The 16,198-nt window shown below is 50.6% G+C and carries 8 protein-coding genes; all 8 read left to right on the forward strand.

Annotated features, from left to right (window positions below; translation table 11 throughout):
• Positions 1 to 81 precede the first annotated feature (81 nt).
• The 8 genes from AC5RDV_RS04320 to AC5RDV_RS04355 all read left to right on the forward strand — a co-directional run bounded on the left by AC5RDV_RS04320 (position 82) and on the right by AC5RDV_RS04355 (position 16,187).
• Positions 82 to 2,040, forward strand: coding sequence for a NosD domain-containing protein (locus tag AC5RDV_RS04320; protein WP_282748066.1), 1,959 nt, complete (start codon positions 82 to 84; stop codon positions 2,038 to 2,040).
• Between the two features lie 966 nt (positions 2,041 to 3,006).
• Positions 3,007 to 7,047, forward strand: a complete 4,041-nt coding sequence (locus tag AC5RDV_RS04325) for an ATP-binding protein (protein ID WP_282748065.1) — start codon at positions 3,007 to 3,009, stop codon at positions 7,045 to 7,047.
• Between the two features lie 162 nt (positions 7,048 to 7,209).
• Positions 7,210 to 9,075 (forward strand): hypothetical protein, encoded by a 1,866-nt coding sequence (locus tag AC5RDV_RS04330; protein WP_282748064.1) that lies wholly within the window; start codon positions 7,210 to 7,212, stop codon positions 9,073 to 9,075.
• Positions 9,076 to 9,101: 26 nt separating this feature from the next.
• Complete coding sequence (locus AC5RDV_RS04335; RefSeq protein WP_008626294.1) at positions 9,102 to 9,263, forward strand: hypothetical protein; 162 nt, start codon at positions 9,102 to 9,104, stop codon at positions 9,261 to 9,263.
• A gap of 203 nt (positions 9,264 to 9,466) precedes the next feature.
• On the forward strand, positions 9,467 to 12,409 hold the full coding sequence (locus AC5RDV_RS04340; RefSeq protein ID WP_282748063.1) for a glycosyl hydrolase 115 family protein: 2,943 nt from the start codon (positions 9,467 to 9,469) through the stop codon (positions 12,407 to 12,409).
• A gap of 68 nt (positions 12,410 to 12,477) precedes the next feature.
• Positions 12,478 to 13,644 (forward strand): alpha/beta hydrolase-fold protein, encoded by a 1,167-nt coding sequence (locus AC5RDV_RS04345; RefSeq protein ID WP_282748062.1) that lies wholly within the window; start codon positions 12,478 to 12,480, stop codon positions 13,642 to 13,644.
• 104 nt (positions 13,645 to 13,748) lie between these two features.
• Complete coding sequence (locus tag AC5RDV_RS04350; protein WP_282748108.1) at positions 13,749 to 14,801, forward strand: glycoside hydrolase family 43 protein; 1,053 nt, start codon at positions 13,749 to 13,751, stop codon at positions 14,799 to 14,801.
• A gap of 15 nt (positions 14,802 to 14,816) precedes the next feature.
• Positions 14,817 to 16,187 (forward strand): glycoside hydrolase family 43 protein, encoded by a 1,371-nt coding sequence (locus AC5RDV_RS04355; RefSeq protein WP_282748061.1) that lies wholly within the window; start codon positions 14,817 to 14,819, stop codon positions 16,185 to 16,187.
• Positions 16,188 to 16,198 lie beyond the last annotated feature (11 nt).

Consider the following 16,198-nt stretch of genomic DNA (forward strand, 5'->3'; position numbering starts at 1 on the left):
TTCCATTTCAAGGGGAGGTTTTCAGGTAAAGGGAAGCCTCCCCTTTTTTGGGGTAGGACGATGCAGGTTAAGATAAGCATTATGAAAAATCAGAAAAGAATCCTAATTGCCTTTTTGTGCTTTTCGGCATTCATGTTGCATGCGGCCGATGCCGGGGGCAAGTCTTATTATGTGTCAGCTGCTGCGGCTGACGGTGACGGGACACGGGAACACCCGTTCCGGAGCATACAGGTTGCTGCCTCCCTTGCCCGAGGGGGCGACACGGTGTTCGTCTCCGGAGGTTTGTACGTGCTCGACGATGTGAAACCCGGCAATTCCGGCAGTGAAGGGCGTTATGTGGTGTTTCAGGCGCAGCCTGGCACGGGAGAGGCCGTACTGCAGCATCCCGACACGTCACCCGGTGGCTACAGCGCGGTGTTCGACCTCTCCGGAATGCGATACGTCTGGTTGGAAGGCTTCACGTTCCGGGATTTCAAGTATGCGAGGTGCGCCGTGGCGATGGAGGGGAGCGAAGGTTGCGTGGTGTCCCGTTGCAGGTTTGAGCAGTTGGGGCATCCCGAGGTGTCGGCATGGAATGCCAACTCCGTCATTTGGATGGGGAATGCCCGGAGGAATGCGGTGGTGGACAATGTTTTTGAGGACATCATAGGCGACGGGGTTTCCCTCAACGGCCAGGAATGTACCGGCAACATGGTGGCACACAATTCGTTTTTCCGTTTCAGCGGCAAGAAACGTTCCTGGGGCGGAGAGAACCTTTATACGCGGTGCGTCGACGTGCAGGACATGTCAGACGGGGATAACCTCTTCGTTTCCAACTATTTTTCGGAGGTACGCACTTGCATTTGGCTCGACCGCGACGGTAGCCGCAATGTCATATTGAGGAACCGTGCGCACGATTGCGGTGATTTTGTTTTCAATGAATCGAGGTGTGCCGGCAACGTGGTGGCTGAAAACATCGGGGGCAACTTGGAGGGGATAGGCTACCAGACGGCGCGTTATGCCACGGGATGGACGGAAGACGCGCAATGGACAAACAATGTGGCTTACCGTTGCGAGACCGGTTTCTTTGTCCACAAGTCGCGGCGCGACCGCATGCGCGGCAACATCGTTTACGATTGTTCGGGATACAACATCGAGTTCTCCGATTCCGCATACGGTGCCGACCCCCATTTGTTCGTAGACAACATCGTGTACACGCCGGGGAATACGAAATCGGTCGTGTTGTGTGGCCGGGAAGTGATGTTGCGCACGTTCCAATCCCGTTTGGACGGCGAGGGCAACTTGGAAGGTTCACCCGGATTCGTGTCGACGGCCTATGGAGAAGAGGACTTCACCTTGAGGGAAAACAGCCGGGCCAAAGGCATGGGATATGGCGGGGTGGACGTTGGGGCGTATCCCGTCTATGGACCCGGACCGGTCGGGGCTGCCGGACAGGATGTACCGGTGCCCGTGCAAGCCGGTTTCGACCGCTATGTCGTGCGGATGGACCGCGATGCGGAAGTGGCTTTCACCGTACGTCTTTCGCGTCCGTGCACGGAAGAATTAGGCTTGGCCTTGCAACCTGTGGCGGGAGAGGCTAGGGAAGGGGAAGATTTCCTTCTTTCGACGGGCGAATTGGTGTTTGCGCCCGGCGAGACCGTGAAGCGTTTCACGATGGCAGGCATGGGGCTTTCGCCGTATGACGAGCTGTTGGCTTTGCGTCTCGTGCCGAATGTCGGCGAAGCCGGTGCGTCTTGCGGATATGCCGTGGTGCAAATCCGCAAGAACACGGAGGGGGAGCCGGAGTCGGTGGCCGGAAACCTTCGGGATGCCGGGGACTGCAGGATAGTTTACGATAGTGGAAGAGGGACGTTGGTCGTGGGATGGCAGGACGGCGAGGCTGCGGTTTGCATATACAGCCACGACGGGCAGATGGTGCATCAAGCCCGTGCCACAGGCGGCAGTTACAACTACGACATGGGTGGGATGCCACGCGGGTTCTACATAGTCAGGGTGCAAAGCTCTGATGGGCAGGCATCGAAGATTGTCGCGAAAGAGTAAGCCTGTGGATTTGTCAGTTTGTCAAAAAGTCAATTCACGGCTTATGAGAATCTGTTATTTGTGCCCGTTGCAGGGCGTGTCCGGAAATAAACGAATCTCGTACGTTGGTGGGATGACTTTTTGTCGGTATGGTAATGTTTTTGTTCGCAAATAGAAAGTAAGGAGGGCGTGCCGGGCGTATGTTGGAATGGAGCATGAAAGCCGGAAGTGGGATTTGCCTGACATGCCTGCTTCCTTTTTTGGATGGCAGGAGGGGGGCAATTAGAGAAAAAACAAGCCTGTACGGCACGATTTTGAATGGCCTTCAAGACGTTTTTGGACGGATTTGCGGAACTGGCCGGTATGCCATGCGGAGAAAAAAAATGTTTTTTCAGCCAGATGAAAAATCATTCGGCTGAGATTGAGTCTTATTTTTGGTTATGAAAGTATAAAAACGAGCTTGTAGTGTGAAATCGTGTGAATGTTTCGGGCGAAAAAATCTGTGGAATACACTTGAAACGGACTTTTCTTTGCCGGAAAAATGGCATGGTAATTGCATTCTGTTACCAGGACTATTCAAAACATATCATTTTTCTATTTGGAGCTATAAACCGAATATCTGTTTTCAGATTGATTTTCAGGTGGAATAAAAGTCTATCTCTTAACAAGAGAGCGACTGGCATACGTTACGCGTTGAATATCAAATTTATATATAGATGAATGGAAATAAGAACAAAAACGGAATAATCACTTTATATTGGCATTTCCCAAAAATATTCTCTAAATAGCGTTTAAAAATCAGTTTTTTCCTTTAATTTTGTATGCCAGTCGCTCTCTTGTTAAGAGATAGACCGTTTGGGCGTTCAAAGACAGGGGAGATTTAACGGAGATATAGAAGAAAGAATCTATTGAATTGATATTTTATCTAAAACCATGAACGGTAGAAAGTATTTTTTAAGTTTATTTTGGACTGTGTGTGTTATCGCAATGAAAGCACAGTCGCCAATTTCTTTTACGTCCGATCAAGGATTGTCGAATACACGTATCCGTTCCATAACGGAGGACAGTCGGAAAAACGTTTGGATTTGTACCCAAAGTGGCCTGAACCGTTACGATGGGGTGAAAATGAATGTTTACCGGCATCAGGACGGGATGTCGGGAACCTTGGGGCATGATATCGTCACTTGCGTCTTGGAAGCAGAACCCGGGTGTGTGTTGGTAGGCATGGAGTCCGGGGTGCAGGTTTATTCTTACGATACGGATAAGTTTACCGATGTACCTCTGTTGGCAGAAGGAAGCGATACGCTTTCTGCCCATATCGTTTCGATGGCCAAGCTTTCCGGGGGAGACGTATACGTCTGTACGGCAGGATATGGATTATACCTGTTGTGTAAAGGGGACAAGGGCAAAATGTATTTGAAGGAAACGAAAGAAATGCAAAGTGGCTCTCCTCTTTTGCAACTGTTTGAAGATAAAAAAAGGCGTTTGTGGATGTTGGGGGCGGATGGTTGCATATACTGTCGTGCGGAAGGGAAGGTGCATAGGTTGGCCCGGCGACCGGGTGCCGTGGATTTTTGCCAAAGTTCGTCCGGACGTGTTTATTTGGCTATGCAGAATGACGGGCTTCTGTGTTATTCCGAAAAGGACCGTAGTTTCTACCGGGTTTCTTCCGGGCATGAAAGTGGAGTCATCGCTTCCATCAATCCCGGAACGGACGGGCAGGTCCTGATTGCCACCGATGGGGGAGGCTTACGGGTGTATGACGAGTCTACGGGACGAATCACCCAAAGTCCTATCCGTACGTATGAGTACAATCTGGCTACCTCCAATGTGAAAGAAGCCATTGTGGACAGTGACGGGAATACATGGGTAGGTGTGTATTGGAAAGGCGTATGGGTTATGCCGGACATGGCTACGGGCTTCGACTACATAGGGCGGCGTTCGGTACAGAAAAACACCATCGGCACGAACTGCGTGACCGCCATTGTCGGAGACGGCAGGGGCGACTTATGGTTGGCAGCCGACCATTGCGGGGTGTACCATCTGAAAGCGGACGGGAGCAGCAGCGTGCATTTCAAGCCCGGAGTGGTGAAGACCATGCCTTCTACGGTGGTGAGCATCCTGGTGGACTCGGAAGGAGGTGTATGGCTTGGTTCCACGTGGTCGGGTGTATCGAAAATGAATCCGGAAACGGGGGAATGTACCCGTATCGGGGCATGGGTAAAGGGTGGGGAGAAAATCCCCAATGCGTATGCCATGGTGGAGGACGGGGCCGGTAACATTTGGATAGGCACGAACGGTGACGGGTTGTACTGTTACCGGCCGAAGACGCATGGATTGGAACATTATCAAGTGAGGGAGGGCGACGAGGTTCGTTATCCTGACAGGATTTTGTATAACTCTTATATTACGGCGTTATTGGTATGGGGGGATTGCCTTTATGTGGGGATGGCGGACGGGATGGATGTGTTCCGGTTGACACCGGAAGGTCCTAAAAGGAAAGGGAGGTTTTTGCCAAAAGCCAATGTCCGGGATATGGAGATTGGTGAAGACGGGGTGCTTTGGGTGGCTACGTCTACCGGTCTGGTACGTTTCGATGTAAAGGACGGCAGTATGAAGTCTTATACGGCGGCAGACGGGCTTCCCACGAATTCTCTGTGCAGCATAGAGAGGGATGCCGGCGGAAAGGTGTGGGTGGGTACGGATGACGGGCTTGCTTGCTTCAATCCGGCCAAGGAGACTTTCGACAATTATCGTATCGAAGACGGGTTGCAAGGCAATGAGTTCGGTGCGAAGGCTTCGTATGCCCAAAACGGTCTGTTGTATTTCGGAGGAATCAACGGGCTGACTTGTTTCCGCCCTTCTGATGTGGGAAAGAGGGATGGCGTGAACCTGGAAAAAATGGATTTGCGCATCGTGGATTTCTACGTCAACGGTAAAGCGGTTCATGCGGGTGACCGTTCCGGACATTATACGATTATCGACCGTTGGCTTCCGTTGACGGACGAAGTAAACCTTTCCCATCATGACAAATCTTTCAGTGTAGAGCTTTCCACGATGTCTTTCAGCAACTCTCGCGTGACCTATCGGTATTGTGTCAATGATGGTGAATGGATGGCCTTGGAACATGGGCAGAACCGCATATCTTTTGTGAACATGGAGGCGGGAACCTACCGCATAAGGATAAAGGCGGAGGCATACGGGGAGTCGTCGGATGTGAAGGAACTGACGGTGAAGGTGCATCCGGTATGGTACCTGTCTCCATTGGCTGTCATGGTCTATTGCGTGCTTTTCCTTTTCATTTGCTATATGGTATTTTTGCAAGTCAAAGAGCACTTCAAAACCAAACGGATTTTTGAAAAGCATCGCCAGGAAGAGGAATTGAATGAGGCCCGGATCCAGTTTTTCATGAATATCAGTCATGAAATACGTACGCCGATGACGCTTATCCTCAGTCCGCTTATGAAATTGATGAAGCAAGATCAGGATGAAGCGCATCAACGCAGTTATTCGCTCATGTATCAGAACTCTCAGCGTATCCTCCGGCTGATCAATCAGTTGATGGATGCGCGTAAGATAGAAAAAGGGCAGTTCCGTCTGAAATACCATAAGGTGGAAATGGTGGGGTTTGTCAATAATCTCTATGAGTTGTTTGAAACCACGGCCCGTAACCGGGGCATTACGTTCTGCTTTGTGCACGACATGGAACGGATGGATGTTTGTGTGGATCCGCAGAATTTCGACAAAGTAATCATGAATTTGCTGTCGAATGCGTTCAAGTTTACTCCCGACGGGGGGGACATTACCATCGAACTGAAGGAGGTGGACGGCAATGTCTCGGGCGAACGGGACTTCAGGCTTTCGGTGACGGACAGTGGGGTGGGAATCCCCGACCAGGAGAAGAAGCGGGTGTTCGAGCGTTTCTATTCAGGCAAGTGGGGAGGCGATTACGTCGGTACAGGCATAGGGCTGAACCTGACAAAGTTGCTGGTAGAGCTGCATGAGGGGCATATTTGGGCAGAGAATAATCCTAAGGGCAAGGGCACGCGTTTCATCGTGCAGATGCCTCAGGCGTTGGAATTGTTGGAAGACATTTCGGATGACAAGATGCCCCGGGCTGTTTATTCCGCACCGTTGGAGGCAGAGCATGTGGCAGAGACGGTAGCCGAATTGCCGGAAGAAAAGAAAGGCGGAAGCAAGCACGGACGTATATTGGTCGTGGAGGACGAGACGGCTATACGGCGTTATCTGCATGGTGAATTTTCCGGGGAATATCATGTCTGTGAATGCAGCAACGGGCAAGAGGCATGGGACTACATTGTCCAGAACGTTGAAAAAGTGGATTTGGTCGTGAGCGATGTCATGATGCCGGTCATGGACGGTATTGCGCTTTGCCGCAACATCAAGGGAAGTTTCAACACGAACCATATACCGGTGATTCTTTTGACGGCAAAAAGCGATGATGCCGACCGGTTGGAAGGATTGTCCATAGGAGCTGATGCCTATATGTCCAAACCTTTTAATATGGATGTCTTGCGGCAGACTGCGGAAAACCTGTTGAAAAACAAGCGGAGGCTTCAGGGCAAATATAGCGTGGCTCAACAGGAAGGAAAAATAGACAAGATAGAATGGATGTCTCCGAACGACCAGATGATGGAACGGGTGATGAAGGTGATCAACGAGAATATTTCCAATCCGGATTTGGGTGTGGAATTCATTGCCGATAAAATAGGTATCAGCCGGGTACATTTCCATCGGAGATTGAAAAACGCGACGGGACTGACTCCGCGCGACTTTGTGCGGAATATCCGCCTTATGCAGGCTGCAAAGCTGCTTTCAAGGACGGATACCGATGTGACCGGCGTGTCGGTGGCCACCGGGTTCAGGTCGGCATCTACGTTTTCTACATGCTTTAAGGCTTATTATGGTATGTCGCCTACTGAATATGCCCACAAGAATTCCAAGTCGGAAGATGGACCGGAAAATAATGAGGGCGGGAATGTGGCAGAAGACGGACATGAACAGTAGCTTCTGATGTAACAGGATGCTATGTGAAATGTAATATCCGGGCATTTGTTACAAAATAGCAAAAATCCGTTACGCAGGAATAAACAGGAATGGTTTGTTTCTGCGTAATTTTGTATCCGTATTGAGAATCTTTATTATGTTAAACTAAAATTTTATGGAGAAATGTTACGAAAAAATTTGCTTTTGGCTTTCTTGGGCTTGACCGCCGGTACGGGGCTGTGTGCCCAAGGAGAGAAGAGTCCCGTGTCGTTGCAGTACGACGTGAACGGGGTTGCCAACGTGTCCCTTGAAGACTTGGTGTTTGACGGGGAAGGTACATGGAATCCCGAGACAGGTTTGCTTACGACCACCGCAGGCGGTTGGACACTTACGTTGTATTTGGATAATGAAGATTTTTCCAATGTCGGTTATATCAATGTGGCCACAGACGAGAGTACCGACAAGGGGTATGCTTGTCTTGTCAACGATGTGCAGGTAATCGCTCCCGACGGAAAAGGGGCTGGCGGTGGTTGGTATAGTTCGTGGAGGAGTGCCAATTATGCGGCACAATGGAGTGGGGATACGGAAAATCCGAAAAGGACGTACCAACAGCTTTGTCCCACGGCTGCCCGTTACGTGTTTAATGGAAAGGCAGACCAAGGTGGTGTGGGTGCCATGGTCATCCAGTCCATTACGGTGGTGAAGAATCTGTTGAAGGCTTATCCCGGAAATGAAACAAGCCTGAATGCCTTGCCGAGGCTCAAGAACGACGGGAACTTCAACTTTACGGAGGAGGAGGCGAACGGTACTTGGAACATGGGAGTGGTTACGGACATATTCTATGGCGCGTCTTCCAGTGTGCAAGGATGGCCCTCTTATTGTGACTTGACGGGTTACGACGAACTGCGGGTGTACTTGCCAAAGGATAACAATGTGGGGGTACGTTGTTGGTTTTGCACGGCAGAACATAATGGCGACAACTCGAGCAATGACAACCTGTATGTCCCTATTGTGAAGCAGAATGATGACGGGAAGGATTATGCATCCGTGGACTTGGCTGAGGTGAGAACTAAATGTGGGGGAAAGGCACACCTCATCGGAATGAAGACGGAAGGCGGAGGTACGACGGCAGTCAATGACATTATCGCTGTGGATTACAGCAAAACTGAGGTGGATTATGTGCTGAACGGCTCGGGCGAATATACGGAAGGCATGAAAGCTGCCATGGCAGACACGAAGGCCACGGTGATAGATGCCACCGGGTTGTCCAATGCCGTGCCGATGGCTTTAGTTTCCGTTAACCCGAACTGCCTCTTCCTCGTGTCTGACGCTACGAAACTCTCCAACGAGAAGAACGTGGTGGTGAAAGGTGAAGACGGCACGTACACTTGTGCCAACTTGGCATTGGAGGGCGGATACGCTTTCCGTACGCCCTATGCCTTCACTGCGACATCTGCCAGTGTGAAGAAGACGATGCCCGCTTCTGGTTTCGCAACCTTCGTGTCTCCTTTCGAGGTGTCCGTGGCTGACGGTTGCAAGGCATTCAATTTGACCGGTGTGGACAATAACGACATGGTGGTGGGCGAAGAAACAGCCACGTTGGCAGCCAATGCACCCGCATTGTTGTCCGGCAACGGTGAATATGGTTTCACGGCGACAGGCGTGGAGGTGACCGCTACGCCCCAGTCCCTTGTGAACGGCATCCTGACCGCTTCGTATGCAGACGGCGCGATGGCTCCCAAGGGCAGCTATGTGCTCCAAACCCAGGCAGAAGGCACTGCCTTTTATAAGGTGCAGGAGGACGGCAAGCAGCGCGTCACTCCTTTCACGGCATACCTTTCGTTGCCGGAGGCTGCGGGCGTGAACGTGCGTTCGATAGGCATAGGCTTCTCCGAGGACGGGACGACCGGAATCTCTGCCGTAGCGGACGGAATGGTTGGCACAGCAGCCGTTTACGACCTGCAAGGCCGCAAGATGGAAAGCCTGGCCAAAGGCATCAATGTCGTGAAATACTCGGACGGCAGCGTGAAAAAAGTAATCATAAAATAAGTATAACCTTATAAAACAGAAGAACGATGAAAAAAGAATATCAGTCTCCCGTGATGGAGGTGACGGAGTTGGAAACAAAAGAAATGGTGTTGCAAGCTTCTGATGGTTGTCCCGGAGTATCCGATTCTCCTTCCGACACGGGAATGGGCTCAGAGGCTAACAAGAACATTTGGGACAGCCTTTGGTGATGGATATCAGCACAAGTCTTTTCATATAATGTTAGTTAGATTTAGAATGCGGAGTGCGTTGGGAAGTGATTCCCGGCGCACTTTTTTCCCGTTTATGGGATAAAAAAGCGCTTTTGTTACTTTATCAAAAAATAATGTTACATAGGCGAAATTAAGCAATGCCTTTTTCGTGTAACTTTGCGAGAAACAATAAAAGGTGAACCATGAAAAGTAACTTCTTGAAAATATGGGTTTGTACTTTCTTCTTTGTGGAAGGGATAGTGAGTGCATGGGGGGCAGGCCATGTGGCCTTCTCGCCATTGCGCGGTGCTTTTTGTCTTGCCGGGCACGGGCGTGCCGCTACCATCCATGTGGATACGGCAGATTATAAAGGTGTGTATCTTGCCGCCCTAAATTTGGGGACGGACATCGGAAAAGTGACCGGAACGAAAGCCGATGTCTCTACGGCTTTGCCCATGGGGCAGGGAACTGTGATAGCCGGGACGCTCGGCCGGAACCGACGGATAGACGAATGGGTGAAACAGGGGAAAATTGACGTGTCTGCCATCGAAGGGAAATGGGAGAGCTTCCTGGTTCAAACGGTGGAGGGGAACCTCGTGATTGCGGGGAGTGATAAGCGTGGTACAATCTTTGGCATATATGACCTTTCGGAAAAGATAGGTGTTTCGCCGTGGCACTATTTTGCCGACGTTCCAGTACAGCGGCACGAAGTATTGTTTGTGAATCCGGGGCGGTATGTGCAGGGTTCACCGAAAGTGAAATACCGTGGCATTTTCCTGAACGACGAATGGCCGAGCCTTGGCGGTTGGGCATCCACGAAGTTCGGTGGGTTCAACAGCCGCTTTTATGCCCATGTGTTCGAACTGTTGCTCCGGTTGAAAGCCAACTACATATGGCCGGCCATGTGGGCCAGTTCGTTTTATGAGGATGACCCGGCGAACGGACAGTTGGCAGACGATATGGGCATCGTGATGGGCACTTCCCATCATGAGCCGATGATGCGTCCGCATAAGGATTATACCAAGCGGCGGAAAGAAGTAGGGCCTTGGGATTACGCCACTAATAAAGAAGGCATTGATTCTTTCTTCGTCGAAGGGGCGGAACGGAGCCGTAAGTACGAAAGTATCGTGACCATCGGAATGCGCGGTGACGGGGATGTGGCCATGGGAGGCGGCACGGATGAGGAGAACATGGCTGTGTTGTCGGATGTGATTAAAGGACAACGTGAAATTCTCGGACGTGTACATGAGAAAGACCCTGCCGGAATACCGCAACTTTGGGCGGTGTTTACGGAGGTACAACGGTATTATGACAAAGGTTTCAAGGTGCCTGATGACGTGATGCTGCTTTTCTGTGATAACAACTGGGGATATATCCGTAGGGTAGGACCGTGGCGGGAACAGCGGCGTAAAGGAGGCATGGGGCTGTATTATCATATTGACATGAACGGCGGACCGTGGAATGACCGATGGATTAACACTACGACCATCCCTAAGTTGCGCGAACAGTTCAATTTGGCTTACCAATCGGGCATAGACGACTTATGGATTGTGAATGTGGGAGACCTGAAGCCAAAGGAATTGCCTATTGATTTTATTATGCGTTATGCTTGGAATCCAGATGCCATACAAGCGGATGAAACGGATGATTACCTGAGGGGGTGGGCACGGCAGAATTTCAGCGGGGCGCATGCGGATGCCATTGCCGGCATTGTGTCCCGTTATTCCCAATATAACCTGTGGCGGAAACCCGAAGTGCAGTCCACCGATATATTCAGCGTCGTAAATCACCGTGAAGCCGACCGTGTGACGGAGTTATGGCGTGCATTGGTCCATGATGCGGATTCTGTAGGACAACTTATGCCTCAGGCATACAAAGACGCTTATTACCAGTTGGTGCTTTATCCGGCCAAAGCTTCGGCCGGAGTGGCAGAAATCTATTTAGCTGCGGCAAAGAACCAACTTTATGCGCGGCAAGGACGTGTGACGGCAAACGATTATGCGCAGCGGGTGGAGGATTTGTATATGGCGGATACTGCCATGACCGCCTATTATAATAAGGTGTTGGCCGGAGGAAAATGGGAGAAGATGATGAGCGATATTCATTTGGGATATACCCAATGGTCGATGCCTAAAAAAGATTCCGTTCCGCAGGTGGTACGTGTGGAGCCTTTGTCGAAGCCCGTGATGGGCGTGGCCGTGGAAGGAAGCGAGGCGGCATCGCCGGAAGGAGATTTGGAACTCCCGGTTTTTGATAATTTTGAGAACCGTAAGTACTACATCGACATCTTCAATCGGGGGACGAGGGCGTTCGATTTCAAGGTCAAGACCGCCGAGCCATGGATGGACGTGAGCCTTAGGAAAGGGACAGTGGAAACGGAAACCCGTCTTTGGGTCGGTATAGATTGGACGAAAGTAAAGGCCGGAAAGACGGAAGGCATGCTTTATATTTGTCGGGGAAGGGAGCGTGTGCCGGTGAAACTCCGTGTGGTAAAAGCTGAGAGGCCCGTTCAGGTAGAGGGGCACTGGTTCGGAAATGCTTGCGGAAATGAGTTCTCCGTACCTGCATGGCAGTTCAACGCTTGTTGGCCCGGACGATATGCAAAGTGGACTTTCCTGCCCGGTTTGGGCCGGGGTAAGGGCTGCATGGGACTGACACCGGTCACGGCACCTTCGGTTGAGGCGTTCCAGGATGCTCCATGTCTGGAATATCAGGTTTATTTTCCGAATACGGGGATGCAGACAGTTTGTCTCGGTATCCTTCCCACGCAGGATGTGGCACCCGAACGGGGTTTGCGGTTGGCTTTTGGTTTAGACAATGGAGCCGTTCGCACGTTGGATGCCCGTCAGGGATTTGTGGATACTTTCGGTGAATATACTTCTAAGAACTTGAAAAACTCACCGAACCTCAAACCACTTCCTTCTCGTAACCGGACGCTGAAACTCATTAACGGGACGGGAAGGATGCGCAATGAGGTGTTTGACAACCTACGTTGGCTGACAGCGGAATTCAAGGTGGACCAACCGGGATTGCATACGTTCAAGGTTTATATGGTAGATCCGGAAATAGTTTTGGAGCAGTTGGTGTTTAATCCCGACAATGCGCATCCGAGCTATTTCGGTGCACCACCGGTCAGGCATCAGTGAGAGCGGGAGCGGTGGAACGTATGGTGTTTTGGAAATTTAATTGGTATTCATTAAAATAAGATTGGAATATGAAAACAGGAATGCGGAATTCGAGAATGATATGGGCTTTCGTATGGGGAACCCTTACGGTCGGTGGGGGCCAAGGCTTGTGGGCGCAAGGCGTGGAAAGTTCCATCTACAATGTGCCGATGGCAGAGTATCCGAAAGTGGATGGGCAGCGGCGGGCCATTTTCCGGTTGCGTGCCCCGGAAGCACTTTCTGTGCAAGCCGATATTTGTGGAAAGAAATATCCGATGAAAAAAGGCAGTGACGGAATGTGGACGGTAACGACCGACCCGTTGGTGGTAGGTTTCCACTATTATTTTTTCATTGTAGATGGCGTGCAGGTGACAGATCCGGCTTCGGATTGTTTTTACGGTTGCGGCCGTATGGCAAGCGGAATAGAGATACCGGAAACTCCGGAAGAGTCCGCATACTACACGTTTAACCGTGGCATTGCCCATGGGCAGGTGCGTGAATGCCAGTATTATTCTGAGGTAGAAGGACGTGCACGTCGCTGTTTTGTTTATACTCCTGCGGAATACGAGACTTCGCCAAAGAAGAAATATCCGGTGCTTTACTTACAACATGGCATGGGAGAAGATGAACGTGGTTGGCATGAACAAGGGCACATGGCCAATATTCTGGACGGACAAATTGCGAGTGGGAAATGTAAGCCTATGATTGTGGTGATGGATTACGGTAATTGCGGATATATCCATGGGGCAAAAAGAGGAGAGACGCGGGATGAATTCGGTGCATCGTTTGGTGACATCATGTTGAAAGACATCATTCCGTTTGTGGAGAAGACGTTCCGTGTGGAAACCGACCGTGACCATCGTGCAATGGCCGGACTTTCGTGGGGAGGACATCAGACTTTCCAAATCACGTTGACACATTTGGACCGCTTTGCACATATCGGAGCTTTCAGCGGAGCCATACTGATGGCTCCGGGACAGGATATAAAAGGCGTGTACGGAGGTGTGTTTGCCGATGCGGAGAAGTTCAACAGCCAAGTACATACACTTTTTATAGGTCAAGGAACAGAAGAAGGCATGGGGAGTGACCGTATGAGCCGATCGCTTAAGGAAGCAGGTATAAATCATGTGTATTATGCCTCGCCCGGCACACATCATGAATGGCTGACGTGGCGGCGTTGCTTGAATGAGTTCCTGCCTTTGTTGTTCAAGGAGTGAGGGTTAGGACGGAACTGATAGGATGAGATTATAAAACGTAAGTAAGGACATGAGTTAAAGAAGTTATACACATGAGGAAAAACTTGATATTCGGGATGGTTATGATGTGTTCATTATGGGGGCATGGTCAACTACCGACTGTGAAGACATTTGAGATGAAGGGCAATCCCATTGTGACGGATAAGTTTACGGCTGATCCGGCTCCTATGGTTCACGACGGAACATTGTATTTGTATGTCGGACACGATGAGGCACGCAACGGAGAGATGTTTAACATTACGGAATGGCTGTGCTATTCCACAAAGGACATGAAGACGTGGACAGACCATGGAGCTGTATTGAAACCTACTGATTTTTCTTGGGCCGTAGGCGAGGCTTGGGCATCCCAGGTGGTAGAAAAAGGCGGGAAGTTCTATTATTATACCACAGTGCAGGCTGGCGAGCCTTACACGGGCAAGGCGGTAGGTGTGGCTGTGGGAGACAGTCCTACGGGCCCTTTTAAGGATGCCATCGGGAAACCGTTGATTACGGATGCCATGACCCCGAATGGAAAAAGGGGATGGTGGAACGATATCGATCCAACGGTTTTCATAGACGATGAGGGAACTCCTTGGTTGAGTTGGGGAAACGGGACATGTTTCTTGGCCAAACTAAAATCCAATATGACGGAATTGGATGGAGAGATACAAATATTGGAATTGCCCCATTACGTGGAAGGGCCTTGGTTGCATAAACGGGGGAATTTGTATTACTTGACCTATGCTTCTATGGGAAAAGGGCGTGAGATGATACACTATGCCACAGCGGAATCCATAGGCGGGACGTGGACTTACCGGGGGGCTTTGACCGGCATGGCGGAAAACAGTTTCACGATACATCCCGGAATCATAGAATTCAAAGGACAGTGGTATCTGTTCTATCACAATGCTTCGCTTGTCATCGGGAATCAGGCCGGTGCCACAGGGCGCAGAAGTGTTTGTGCGGACTATCTGTATTATTTGCCGGATGGTTCCATGGCATACGTGGAACAGACGAAAGCCGGAGTGACGCAACCTCCCAAAACGGCTGACGACGTATTGCGGATAGCCAATCCTTATCCGGATGAACCGAAGGAAGTGAAGAAACGTGCGGTAAATGCCGATGGTGCGGTGAAGTAATCTTTATATGATGATATGATGAAGAAAATGGAAGTTGGAAAAAAGGTTTTGGCCTTGTCTTTGGGCTTGTTTTCCATGGTTTTGTCTGCTCAAAATCCGATAGTGCAGACACATTATACAGCCGATCCGGCACCTATGGTGTACGGGGACACCTTGTATTTATATGTAGGATGTGACGAAAAGGACGCACCCCGGAATGCCTACCTGATGCGGGAGTATCGCTTGTATACGACTACGGATATGGTGAATTGGACCGACCACGGTGCGGTGCTCCGTACGAGTGCCTTCGGTTGGTCGGCAGGCGATGCCAGTGCGGCGCAGTGTATCGGGCGGAATGGCAAGTTCTATTGGTATATTTCTTCGCAGAACCGGTTTAAGCCCGGCTCGTCCATCGGTGTGGCCGTAGGTGATACCCCTTACGGTCCTTTCAAGGACGCTTTGGGACATGCGTTGGTGACGAATGACATGACCACATACGCCAAGCACAGTTGGGATGATCTCGACCCGTCCGTGTTTGTGGACGATGGCGGGCAAGCATGGTTGTATTGGGGAAATGGCGTGTGTTACCGTGCCAAGTTGAAGGAGGACATGGTGTCGTTGGACGGAGGTATCGAGGCCATCGACCGGAAGGATGCTTCGTCCTTTTCTGGAGGCTTCACGGAGGCACCGTGGATTTATGAAAGGCAAGGGCGTTATTATCTGGTTTATGCGTCCGGATTCCCCGAATCCATCCATTATTCCATGGCAAAGTCTGCCGGTGGAAAGTGGGAGGCACAAGGTGTGGTCATGCCGACGGAGAAAGGAAGCAACACCAACCATCCGGGTATCGTGGATTTTAAGGGACATTCCTACTTTTTCTATCATAACGATGCCTTGCCCGGCGGGCACAGCTATTGCCGTTCGGTGTGTGTGGAAGAGTTTGCTTACGGTGCCGACGGGACGGTTCCGGAGTTGCACATGACATACGAGGGGGTGAAGCAAGGTGTCGGCACGTTAGACCCTTACCGTCGAACGGAAGCCGAGACTATCGCTTGGTCGGAAGGGGTGACTTCTGCCGTTTCGGCCGAGAAAGGGGTATATATCACCGGAATACATGACGGTGATTATATCAAAGTGCGCGATGTGGATTTCGGGGATTCCGGCCCGAAGAAGTTCTTGGCAGCTGCTTCTAGCCGTTACCATGGTGGGGAGATGGAGTTGCGCATAGATGGGCGTGACGGTGAAATCATAGGCAAGGTCCGCATTCCTTATACTGGCGAGTGGGATAAGTGGGGCGAGTTTGCTACGGATGTGAAAGCCGTTACGGGAATACATGATTTGTATTTCGTATGCCGGGGAAAGAAACCTCATGAGTTGTTTAATTTTGATTATTGGTATTTTAAATGAAATAAAAGGTA

The organism is Paraprevotella sp., assembly GCF_986071375.1.

What these genes read in the sequence shown, in the direction of transcription:
- AC5RDV_RS04340 (WP_282748063.1), top strand. Translation starts at nt 9,467, where the DNA reads ATGAAAAGTAACTTCTTGAAAATATGGGTTTGTACTTTCTTCTTTGTG.
- AC5RDV_RS04350 (WP_282748108.1), top strand. Translation starts at nt 13,749, where the DNA reads ATGTGTTCATTATGGGGGCATGGTCAACTACCGACTGTGAAGACATTT.
- AC5RDV_RS04335 (WP_008626294.1), top strand. Translation starts at nt 9,102, where the DNA reads ATGAAAAAAGAATATCAGTCTCCCGTGATGGAGGTGACGGAGTTGGAA.
- AC5RDV_RS04325 (WP_282748065.1), top strand. Translation starts at nt 3,007, where the DNA reads ATGAAAGCACAGTCGCCAATTTCTTTTACGTCCGATCAAGGATTGTCG.
- AC5RDV_RS04355 (WP_282748061.1), top strand. Translation starts at nt 14,817, where the DNA reads ATGATGAAGAAAATGGAAGTTGGAAAAAAGGTTTTGGCCTTGTCTTTG.
- AC5RDV_RS04330 (WP_282748064.1), top strand. Translation starts at nt 7,210, where the DNA reads ATGTTACGAAAAAATTTGCTTTTGGCTTTCTTGGGCTTGACCGCCGGT.
- AC5RDV_RS04345 (WP_282748062.1), top strand. Translation starts at nt 12,478, where the DNA reads ATGAAAACAGGAATGCGGAATTCGAGAATGATATGGGCTTTCGTATGG.
- AC5RDV_RS04320 (WP_282748066.1), top strand. Translation starts at nt 82, where the DNA reads ATGAAAAATCAGAAAAGAATCCTAATTGCCTTTTTGTGCTTTTCGGCA.